The sequence below is a fragment of the Psychrobium sp. 1_MG-2023 genome (genome assembly GCF_030689115.1).
Classification (GTDB): domain Bacteria; phylum Pseudomonadota; class Gammaproteobacteria; order Enterobacterales; family Psychrobiaceae; genus Psychrobium.
Window position 1 is genome coordinate 258,693 of record NZ_JAUYVJ010000001.1, and the last position, 11,280, is coordinate 269,972.

An 11,280-nucleotide genomic window follows, 5' to 3' on the forward strand; every position below is an offset into this window, starting at 1 on the left:
GAAACGCATTGCTTCAGAGTGAGATACTCAGCACTTAGAAACCTGGCGGTTTTCTAAGTGCTTTTTTTTGCCTTTATTTGTGTCGTTCGCTCTTATTTATGGTTTGGCGCTGTGGCTAAAGCCTCTACTTTGTATTGTTCTATGCGCTCTAAAATCTTTTTCTTTTCTTTATCTGTCGAGCTCGACCAGTTAACAATTTCTTGAACCGTGCGGTGACAACCGACACAAATATCGTCCTCATTAAGTTTACAAAGCGCGACACAGGGTGAGCGTAATGGGTTGTCTATCATATTATTACCTTAGATTAGTATGTTATTAGGTGCATCATGTTGTGCGTAAACCTTAGTAAATGATATATTGAAATTAATTTGAATACGATTTTTAAACCTTAACGAATGACTATTGCCCAAGATAAAACGTTTACCTGCCATTTAGCTGATAGTGAGCAGACGGTCGCCTTAGGCCGCCAATTAGCATTAGCCTGCACTAAAGCGACAACCATTTTCCTACACGGTGACCTAGGTGCAGGGAAAACAACATTAACACGAGGTTTTATCCAAGCCTTAGGTCATCAAGGTAATGTTAAGAGTCCAACATATACATTAGTTGAACCTTACCAAGTAGCGGATTGGCAAGTTTACCATTTTGACTTATATCGTTTAGCTGACCCTGAAGAACTCGAATTTATGGGAATTCGCGATTATTTCAGTGATGATAGTTTATGTTTAATTGAATGGCCTCAAAGAGGTTTTGGTTTGTTACCACAAGCCGATTTGGAGTTGACCTTAACTTACGTTGAAACACAGCGCCAAGTTAATGTGGTCGCTAATAGTGATGTTGGTCAATTGATTATTGCGCAGTTAAAGCCAATAACATAGTTTTAGAGATTAGGAGTGAGTGTGGCATTTCGAACACTATGCATAGCTTTAGTGCTATTTTTTTGTAGTTCTTTTTATGCTTTAGCGTCTAATAAGTTACAAGACGTTCGTGTATGGCCGTCACCTGATAAATTTCGGGTTGTGTTTGATCTAACAGAACAGCCAACCTATAGCCATTTTAGCTTGGTTAACAACGACAGACTTGTCATTGATTTTAAAGGAACCACTTTAAAAACAGCGTTATCAAAGATAAAAATTAAGAGTGCGTTAGTTAAACGTATCCGCCAAAGTAGTTCGCCCAAAAAAGGTACACTCCGCCTGGTTATTGATTTAAAACAACCGATTAAACCGAGAATATTTGCCCTACCTCCAACAGGCCCATATGGTGATCGTTTAGTGATCGATTTACCTAAACAACAACTTGTCGCTAAGAATAAGAAGCAAGAGAAAACCCGAATAAAAATTAAAACTGATGCTAATAGCCGACCAAATAACCGTGACATCGTTATTGCAATTGATGCTGGACATGGCGGTGAAGACCCAGGCTCAATTGGTGCCAGTGGCCGTTATGAAAAGCGGGTGACACTCGATGTCTCAAAGATGTTAGCAAAGAAAATTAATTCAACGCGTGGTCTCAAGGCGGTGCTGACTCGAACAGGGGACTATTATGTTGGCCTGAATCGTCGCTCTGAAATTGCTCGAAAAGCCAAGTCGGATTTATTGTTATCCGTTCACGCTGATGCGTTTACGTCGTCTCGTCCAAGTGGTGCGTCAATTTTGGTGCTATCAACAGGCCGGGCAAAGAGTGAAGTGGGTCGTTTGTTAGAAGACAATGAAAAACATTCAGAGCTACTCGGTGGTGTGGGTGAAATTATTGATTCAAATGAGAACGAAAAATATCTAGCTCGTGCGCTTATCGATATGTCGATGGATAATTCGATGGATGAAAGCTATAACATCGCTCAAGATATGCTAAAGCGGCTAGGACAAGTCACTAAGTTACACAAGAAAAAGCCAGCTTTAGCAAGTTTGGCTGTGCTTAAATCGCCTGATTTCCCGTCATTGCTAGTTGAAATAGGCTTTATGTCTAACCCTCAAGATGAGAAGAAGCTTTATACTAAAAAGCACCGTAAGAAATTAGTTGATGCGATTTTTTCGTCGGTAAATACTTACTTTAAAAACAATCCCCCTGATGATAGCTTGTATGCAAATTATCGCCCATTGACCCATAGAGTGGCTCGTGGCGAGTCGCTATCAGTGCTTGCTAAGCGTTATAACACATCAATCACACGTTTGAAGAAAGAAAACTCTCTGCGTAGTACGGTGTTACGTATTGGTCAAGTATTAAACATTCCGCAAAGTTAATTATGTCGATTCAATTATTATCTCCGCGTTTAGCGAACCAAATTGCCGCAGGTGAGGTGGTCGAGCGACCTGCTTCCGTAGTGAAAGAGTTAGTTGAAAACTCTCTTGATGCGGGGGCGACACAAATCATTATTGATATTGAAAAAGGGGGCGCTAAGTTAATGCGCATTCGTGATAATGGTTGTGGTGTTCCAAAAGAGCAGCTTATCTTGGCGTTATCGCGTCATGCCACCAGTAAAATAATTGAACTTGATGATCTTGAAGCTATTGTTTCTTTGGGGTTTCGTGGGGAAGCATTGGCAAGTATAAGCTCGGTGAGTCGATTACACTTTACTTCAAAGACGGCAGAGCAACATGAAGCATGGCAAGCTTATGCTCAAGGGCGCGACATGGAGGTTGAGATCACTCCGGCAGCTCATCCAATCGGGACCAGTGTTTCAGTTGAAGATTTATTTTTTAATACGCCCGCTAGAAGACGCTTTTTACGTACTGAGAAAACAGAATTTAATCATATCGATGAGCTAATTAAACGCTTTGCTTTAAGTCGCTTTGATGTTGAATTTCAGCTCAAACATAACGATAAATCACTGCGTAACCTCAAGGTAGCGACGACCTTAGCACAGCAAGAGCGGCGTGTTGCAGCCATTTGTGGAAGTCGCTTTATTGAAAACGCCATTGCAATTAGTAATGAGCACAATGGGATAAAACTGTCTGGTTGGTTGGGCCTGCCACAAGCCTGCAAAAATGTTAATGATACCCAGTATTGTTACGTTAATGGCAGAATGATGCGTGATAAGCTGATTAATCATGCCATCAGGCAAGCTTACCAAGACTATCTTCCGACAGGAATACATCCCAGTTATGTGCTTTATATTGAGATTGATCCAGGGCAGGTTGATGTTAATGTACACCCAGCAAAACATGAAGTTCGTTTTCATCAAGCGCGGATGATTCATGATTTAATTGCACAGGTATTGGGTTCGGGTCTAATGCAAGCTTTAGGTCAAGAAGACAGTATTGATTCGGCACAACATCACTATTCTAATCATCAGGAACTAGTGAGTGAGTTTGCGGTTACTGAAAATGTGAAAGACTATAGCGCATCCGCCTCGCGTGCATATCAGCCTTCCTATTCTGCTAGTTCTGGTTCAGCCAGTCATCACAAGCCGCACACGAGTGAGTATCAAGGGGCCAACCTGCGCCAAGCTGCGACCAATTACGGCCAACTAGTGGCAACTGGAGTATCTCAAACGCAAACTACGCCTTCCCATGCGCCGCATATTGTAGGTGTAGATGAAGAGGCCTCTTCAGGAGATATGACTACCAACACTTTGTTTGGTGAATTTATTACGGTAATAGAAGAACAATACGCGTTAGTCAATTGTAATCACACACCATCTTTAGTGTCCCTGGTGCTATTAAATCAGTTGATTTGTGAGCAGGAATTAATCCAGCGTTGGGGACAAGGCTTAACATCTCAGCCGCTATTATTGCCTGTTGCGGTAACGGTTGATGAGGCGTTGTTAGAGCAAGTCGCATTAAATAATCAACTTTTTCGCCGTCTAGGGATTGATATTAGCGTTCGTAGTCCCCAAATAATGATTAAGCAAGTTCCTAAGTTATTACGTGAGCAAGATATTGCGACCTTGATTCCGCAACTGCTAACGTTACTAGGACAGCAACAACAGCTTGAACAAGCTGATCTTGATGCGGTGGTATGTCGTTGGTTAGCTAAACTTTCACCATTACAATTTAATGTTAGTGAAGCTGTAGCTCTATTAACTAAAGCGCAGCAGCATCAAGAACACATACAGCAGCGTTGGTCAGCGTTATTAGTCAATGTTGACTTCTCTACGACGATAAGCGCTTTTAAGCAAACGAATGAGTGAAATTTTGAGCACTAAGTTACCTAAAGCTATTTTCTTAATGGGCCCAACGGCCAGTGGTAAAACCGAATTAGCGATCCGTTTGTGTGAACAATATGACTGTGAAATCATTTCGGTGGATTCGGCTCTTATTTATCGTGGTATGGATATTGGCAGCGCCAAGCCAACGGCGCAAGAGCAAGCTCGAGCACCTCATTTGCTGATAGATATTCTTGACCCTAGCGTGTCTTACTCTGCTGCCGATTTTAGAAAAGACGCATTGCGTTTAATGACTGAGATTACTGAACGCGGAAAAACACCGCTGCTGGTCGGCGGCACGATGATGTATTTTAAAGCGTTACTTGATGGCTTATCACCATTACCAGCAGCCGACCCTAAAGTAAGAGAACAAATTGAGGCAGAAGCTAAAGAGCATGGTTGGGACTACGTTCATCAACAATTAGCTCAAGTCGATTCTGTTTCGGCAAAACGGATTCACCCTAATGACCCTCAGCGAGTCTCGCGAGCATTAGAGGTTTATCGAATCAGCGGTAAATCAATGACCGAGTTAACCGCTGTTGTTGACAATGAACTCCCGTTTGATGTTGTTCAATTTGCTATTTACCCTGATGAGCGCAGTGAGCTACATCAGCGTATTGAGCAGCGATATCACTTGATGTTAAAACAGGGTTTTGAGCAAGAAGTTCAGGCTTTATATCAACGAGGTGACCTCCATGTTGATATGCCATCAATCCGCTGTGTTGGATATCGACAGATGTGGGATTATTTAGATGGCAAATTAGACTATGATGATATGGTTTATCGTGGCATAGTAGCTACTCGTCAATTAGCCAAACGTCAGATGACTTGGCTGCGTGGATGGGATAAGCTAAACAGGTTACACACTCCTTTAGGGGACGAGTCTGAAGCTATACTGTTGAAAAATATAGCTTTGGTTAAAGAATTAGTTGGCTAGTTTAATGCTCTTCATTCGATGAAACTTATCATCGTTATACCATATTGGTAAAAACTAGCTTTTAATAAAAATAAAAACATAAGATAAAAGAAAGGATTAGCTATGGCTAAGGGACAATCATTACAAGACCCGTTTTTAAATGCTTTACGTCGAGAACGTTGCCCTGTGGCAATTTACTTAGTTAACGGCATTAAATTACAAGGTCAAATTGAATCGTTCGATCAATTCGTTATTTTGTTACGTAACACAGTTAGCCAAATGGTTTATAAACATGCCATTTCGACTGTCGTACCAGCTCGACCATTTACTGCACACCAGCCTACTCATAATGATGAGCAAGCTGATAATGCTGAAAGTTAAGGAATAATTTTTGTTTGATCGTTTTGAGGCCGGTGAACAGGCGGTATTAGTTCACATTGATTTTTCATCAGAAGACGATCGCGAAGATTTAGAAGAACTTGAGTTATTAGTCTCTTCTGCAGGGGTTGCTACCTGCGGAAGGGTTACTGGTACCCGCACCTCAGCTCATGCTAAATACTTTGTCGGTACAGGTAAAGCGCAAGAAATTGCCGATACGGTTAAACTGCTTAGTGCAGATGTCGTTATTTTCAATCATGCATTAACACCTTCACAAGAACGAAACTTAGAACACCTTTGCCAGTGTCGAGTTTTAGATCGAACCTCGCTTATTTTAGATATTTTTGCTCAGCGTGCACGAACTCATGAAGGTAAGTTGCAGGTTGAACTGGCTCAATTACGTCATATATCAACGCGATTAATTCGAGGGTGGACTCACTTAGAACGCCAAAAAGGTGGAATCGGCTTAAGAGGGCCGGGTGAAACTCAACTTGAAACTGATAGACGTTTATTACGTGCTAGAATTAAAAATATTCTAGGACGATTAAATAAAGTATCAAAACAACGTGAGCAAGGCCGTCGTGCTCGTTCACGTGCAGAAGTACCAACAGTGTCATTAGTTGGCTATACTAATGCAGGTAAATCGACATTGTTTAATGCGCTAACGGCATCTGAGGTTTATGCTGCAGACCAACTTTTCGCTACGCTAGACCCAACATTACGTAAACTCGATATCGAAGATGTCGGTGATGTTATTTTAGCTGATACTGTTGGTTTCATTCGTCATTTACCACACGATTTAGTCGCGGCGTTCCAAGCAACGTTACAAGAGACACAAGAAGCTGATTTATTGTTGCATGTGATTGATGTTGCAGATCCTCGTAAAAGTGAAAACATCGAGCAAGTTACTGAAGTGTTGGAACAGATAGAAGCAGATGATATCCCGCAATTATTGGTGTGTAATAAGCTTGATATGTTGGAAGGCGATCTAGCTCCTCGTATTGATCGTAATGATGAAGGCGCACCAATTCGAGTGTGGATTTCAGCACAAAAAAGTTTAGGGCTTGAATTATTAAACCAAGCGTTAACTGAATTACTCGCAGGAAAAATAATTGAACATGATTTGGTTTTGCCAGTCACAGTTCAAGGGCAGATAAAAGGCTTGCTGTACAAATCTGCTGCTGTTGTAAGCGAAAGTTATGATGAAAGTGGTAATACGCTGTTATCTATTCGTTTACCTGCGGTAGAATGGCAACGTTTACTGAAAAAGACTAATAACGAGTTATTGAAGTTTATTAGTTAGAAATTAATTTTAATTTGAAATTGGAGTTTTTATGGCCTGGAATGAGCCTGGAAATCAAGGCAAAGATCCTTGGGGTGGTAATAAAGGTGGTAAAGATCAAGGTCCACCAGATCTCGACGAAGTATTAGGTAATTTATCTAAAAAATTCGGTGGCATCTTTGGTGGTAAATCTGGTGGTGGCAAGCAGGGCGGTAACTTTTCCGGTGCCGGTTTTGCGTTATTGCTAGGTTTATTGGGTATCGTTTGGTTTGTCAGTGGTTTTTATACCATTAAAGAAGCTGAGCGTGGGGTCGTGTTACGCTTTGGTTTGATTAATGACCAAGTGAATCCGGGTCTTCATTGGAAACCTACATTTATTGATAATGTACTACCAGTTGATATTGAAGCGATTCGCTCATTACCAGCAGCTGGTTTCATGCTAACTCAGGACGAAAACGTTGTTCGTGTTGAAATGGACGTTCAATACCGTGTTGTGAATCCTGAGCATTACTTATTTAGTGCTGTTGATCCTGCAAACTCGTTAAGTCACGCAACAGACAGTGCGCTTCGTTACGTTGTTGGTCACACGACAATGAATGATTTGTTAACGACAGGTCGTGAGCTAGTACGTCAGCAAACGGAAGTTGAGTTAAACAAGATCATTGAATCTTACAAGCTTGGTTTTGAGATTGTTGATGTTAACTTCTTACCAGCACGTCCTCCTGAGGAAGTAAAAGGCGCATTTGATGATGCTATTGCAGCACAAGAAGATGAAGAACGTTACCTACGTGAAGCTGAAGCTTATGCATTAAGTATTGAACCGCAAGCGCGTGGTCAAGTTCGTCGTTTAGAACAAGAAGCACACGCATACAAGCAACAACAGATTCTTAAAGCAACGGGTGAGGTTGCGCGATTTAGTCAGCTTCTTCCTGAGTATAACTTAGCTAAAGAAGTGACACGTGAACGTATCTATCTAGAAACAATTGAAAGTGTGTATGCTAACGCTAATAAAGTTGTTGTTGATGTTGATGGTAGTAATAACATGATGTATTTACCACTTGATAAGATCATTTCTAAGCATGCCGCTCCTGCTGCAACGACTAGAAACTCGGTAACAGCTCCAGTGAAATCAACAAACAGCCAAGTCACAGAAAGTTTACGTAACTTCTCTCGTGATGATAGCCGCCAAGGGAGAAATTAATCAATGAAACGTTTTGGATTAATTGCAATTGGCTTAATCGGCCTATTCTTATACTCGTCACTTTATGTTGTTTACGAAGGACAACGTGCAATTAAAGTACGTTTTGCTGCGGTATTAAAAGATAGCGCTGGTACAACCGCTGTTTTTGAGCCTGGTCTACATTTTAAAGTGCCACTAATTGATAAAGTTCGTATCTTAGACGCACGTATTCAAACGCTTGATGGTGAACCAGATCGCTTCGTAACATCAGAGAAAAAAGATTTAATTGTTGACTCATACGTGAAATGGCGCATTAAAGACTTCTCTACCTACTACCTACGTACTGGTGGTGGTAATAAGTTCCAAGCTGAAAATTTACTGAAACAAAAAATCAGTGATGGTTTACGTAGCTCATTTGGTACCCGTACTATTTCTGAAATCGTATCGGGTGAACGAAGTGAGTTAATGAATGAAGCATTATTAGAAGCTTCTTCTAAAGCAACTGATATCGGTATCGAGTTAGTTGATATGCGTGTTAAGCAAATAGAATTACCTCAAGCGGTTCGAAGCTCTATTTACCAACGTATGCGTGCAGAGCGTGAAGCTGTTGCGAAAGAGCATCGTTCAAAAGGTAAAGAGCAATCAGAGAAGCTACGCGCAGACATCGATGCTAAGGTTGCTATCATGCTGGCAACAGCAGACAGTCAAGCTCGAATTACACGTGGTGAAGGTGACGCACAAGCAGCACGTATTTACGCTGATGCATATGGTAAAGATCCAGAGTTCTTTAGCTTTATCCGTTCGATGGATGCTTACAAACGTTCATTCAACAATAATAATGATATTATGGTTGTTAAGCCTGACAATGACTTCTTCAAATATATGAAGAACCCTCAGTCAGAAAAATAAACGAACCAAACAGTAAAAATACAAAGCTCGCTTCGGCGGGCTTTTTTTTGATCTTTTTTTGATACAAGGATTTACCGATACTTTGCCTGATTAAATTTTGTTCTATGGTCGTATTGGCGTAATTTTTCTGCAACTTATGCTAGATCTGGCCGCCAGATCTGATAGAATTCCGCTTTAATTCGTAACCGTGAACAAAACAATGGCAAATAACGTAGTTGTGCTCGGCACCCAGTGGGGCGACGAGGGTAAAGGAAAGATTGTTGATTTACTAACAGATAGCGCTAAATATGCAGTGCGTTATCAGGGTGGTCACAATGCTGGTCATACATTAGTAATTGATGGTGAAAAGACTGTCCTTCACCTAATCCCATCGGGTATTTTACGTGATGACCTAATGAGCATCATTGGTAATGGTGTTGTATTATCACCAGCTGCACTGCTTGAAGAGATGAAAATGCTTGAAGCGCGTGGTGTTCCAGTAAAAGATCGCCTACGCATTAGTGAAGCATGTCCATTAATCCTTCCTTATCACATCGCACTTGACCAAGCGCGTGAAGTGGCTCGTGGTAATAAAGCTATCGGTACAACCGGTCGTGGTATCGGTCCTGCATACGAAGATAAAGTGTCTCGTCGTGCATTACGTGTTGGCGACTTATTTGATACAGAAAAGTTTGCAGCTAAATTAAAAGAAGTCATGGAATACCATAACTTCATGCTGACCAACTACTACAACGTAGAAGCGGTTGATTACCAAAAAACACTTGATGATACGTTAGAAGTTGCTGACTTATTAAAATCTATGGTTGTAGATGTAACTGAGTTACTTGATAACGCACGCAAAACTGGCGAGCGCATCATGTTTGAAGGTGCTCAAGGTACATTATTAGACATCGACCATGGTACATACCCATACGTTACGTCATCAAATACTACTGCTGGCGGCGTTGCTACTGGTACTGGTTTTGGTCCATGTCACGTAGAATACGTGTTAGGTATTATTAAAGCGTACACAACACGTGTAGGTTCAGGTCCTTTCCCAACGGAACAGTTTAATGATATTGGTGAATACCTAGCGGTTAAAGGTCATGAAGTTGGCGCAACAACAGGCCGTGGCCGTCGTTGTGGTTGGTTAGACCTTGTTGCGATGCGTCGTGCAATCCAATTAAACAGTATCACTGGCTTATGTTTAACTAAATTAGACGTATTAGACGGTCTAGAAGAGTTAAAACTGTGTACTGGTTACAAACTTGAAGACGGTACTGTTACAAACGTAGCACCAATGTCTGCTGATGACTTTGAGAAAGTAACTCCAGTATACGAAAGTATGCCTGGTTGGTCTGATGTAACTGTCGGTCAACAAGACCACTCTAAACTGCCACAAGCAGCATTAGACTACATCGCACGAATCGAAGAAATCTTAGAAGTTCCTGTTGATATTATCTCTACGGGTCCAGACCGTGTTGAAACTATCGTATTAAATAACCCATTCGCTTAATTGCTTTTGAGTTTTTAGATACTAAAATGCCGCTTTTAAGCGGCATTTTTTATGAGCTTCTCCCCCTGGCATATTCGCTCCCGTTATCCTGACATGTCCACCTCTGTCATCCTGACATGCCAACCCTTGTCATCCTGACACGCCACCCCTTGTCATCCTGACACGCTTTTAGTCAGGATCTCTTGCTGCCTGTTTAACCTTTTATATTCCCACTAAACAAGCCACAACGACATGTTAACCACAAGTCGCTCAAGCCCATCCATGGGGCGCTCGAAAACCGCATCCCTGCGGTTTAACGCTTGCTCAAAACATATCATTATAGCTTTTAATTGAAGTGTGCTTATTATTAGGTCGGTTATCCTGACATGTCCACATCCGTCATCCTGACACGCTTTTAGTCAGGATCTCTTGCCGCCTGTTTAACCTTTTATATTCCCACTAAACAAGCCACAACGACATGTTAACCACAAGTCGCTCAAGCCCATCCATGGGGCGCTCGAAAACCGCATCCCTGCGGTTTAACGCTTGCTCATAACATATCATTATAGCTTTTAATTGAAGTGTGCTTATTATTAGGTCGGTTATCCTGACATGCCCACATCCGTAACCTTGACATGCTTTTAGTCAGGATCTCTTGCCGCCTGTTTAACCTTTTATATTCGTAAGCGGTCAATTAACCCCACCTACCAATGTTAATGGGCTTTTAGAATAATAACCTCACTATTTATCCACTTGAGATTATTATGGCTAAACACAAAAAATCAGCACACTGGCAATCAGTTTTTCAAGCACAACGTGAGAGCGGACTATCTATCGTACATTTCTGCCAACAAAACCATATCAATATATCAACCTACTATGCATGGCGAAAAAGGTTAGGTGAAAGTAAGCAAACACCAAAGCAAAAATCTCATCAATTGGTGCCGCTATTTGTTAATGAGCCAACAGCAACGAAAACCTCATCACTTATTCT

11 protein-coding genes are annotated in these 11,280 nt (G+C 41.4%); 10 read left to right on the top strand and 1 reads right to left on the bottom strand.

From position 1 onward, the window contains the following. Positions 1–92: 92 nt before the first annotated feature. A complete protein-coding gene (locus Q8W26_RS01015; RefSeq protein WP_101212939.1) occupies positions 93–290 on the bottom strand; it encodes a DUF1289 domain-containing protein in 198 nt (65 codons plus the stop codon). Between the two features lie 105 nt (positions 291–395). Between Q8W26_RS01015 and tsaE the strand changes: the two genes are divergently transcribed. The 10 genes from tsaE to Q8W26_RS01065 all read left to right on the top strand — a co-directional run. After that, positions 396–878, top strand: a complete 483-nt coding sequence (tsaE, locus tag Q8W26_RS01020; protein WP_101212940.1) for a tRNA (adenosine(37)-N6)-threonylcarbamoyltransferase complex ATPase subunit type 1 TsaE — start codon at positions 396–398, stop codon at positions 876–878. 21 nt (positions 879–899) lie between these two features. Further along, positions 900–2,243: an N-acetylmuramoyl-L-alanine amidase gene (locus tag Q8W26_RS01025; protein ID WP_101212941.1), complete on the top strand. Its 1,344-nt coding sequence runs from the start codon at positions 900–902 to the stop codon at positions 2,241–2,243. 2 nt (positions 2,244–2,245) lie between these two features. Next, positions 2,246–4,132, top strand: coding sequence for a DNA mismatch repair endonuclease MutL (mutL, locus tag Q8W26_RS01030; RefSeq protein WP_101212942.1), 1,887 nt, complete (start codon positions 2,246–2,248; stop codon positions 4,130–4,132). Then, entirely contained in the window at positions 4,125–5,084 is a 960-nt protein-coding gene (gene miaA / locus Q8W26_RS01035) for a tRNA (adenosine(37)-N6)-dimethylallyltransferase MiaA (RefSeq protein WP_101212943.1), read from the top strand. Before mutL ends, miaA begins: the two co-directional genes overlap by 8 nt. Positions 5,085–5,186: 102 nt before the next feature. Further along, entirely contained in the window at positions 5,187–5,444 is a 258-nt protein-coding gene (gene hfq / locus Q8W26_RS01040) for an RNA chaperone Hfq (protein WP_101212944.1), read from the top strand. Positions 5,445–5,454: 10 nt separating this feature from the next. Further along, positions 5,455–6,744, top strand: a complete 1,290-nt coding sequence (gene hflX / locus Q8W26_RS01045) for a ribosome rescue GTPase HflX (protein WP_101212945.1) — start codon at positions 5,455–5,457, stop codon at positions 6,742–6,744. A gap of 31 nt (positions 6,745–6,775) precedes the next feature. After that, a complete protein-coding gene (gene hflK / locus Q8W26_RS01050; RefSeq protein ID WP_101212946.1) occupies positions 6,776–7,924 on the top strand; it encodes an FtsH protease activity modulator HflK in 1,149 nt (382 codons plus the stop codon). 3 nt (positions 7,925–7,927) lie between these two features. Then, the gene (gene hflC, locus Q8W26_RS01055) at positions 7,928–8,812 is read left to right on the top strand and encodes a protease modulator HflC (RefSeq protein ID WP_101212947.1); all 885 of its coding nucleotides are present in this window, start codon (positions 7,928–7,930) and stop codon (positions 8,810–8,812) included. Between the two features lie 199 nt (positions 8,813–9,011). Next, entirely contained in the window at positions 9,012–10,307 is a 1,296-nt protein-coding gene (locus Q8W26_RS01060; protein ID WP_101212948.1) for an adenylosuccinate synthase, read from the top strand. A 743-nt stretch (positions 10,308–11,050) separates the two neighbouring features. After that, positions 11,051–11,280: IS66 family insertion sequence element accessory protein TnpB (locus Q8W26_RS01065; protein ID WP_305471919.1), on the top strand; the 230-nt coding region annotated here is incomplete at its 3' end.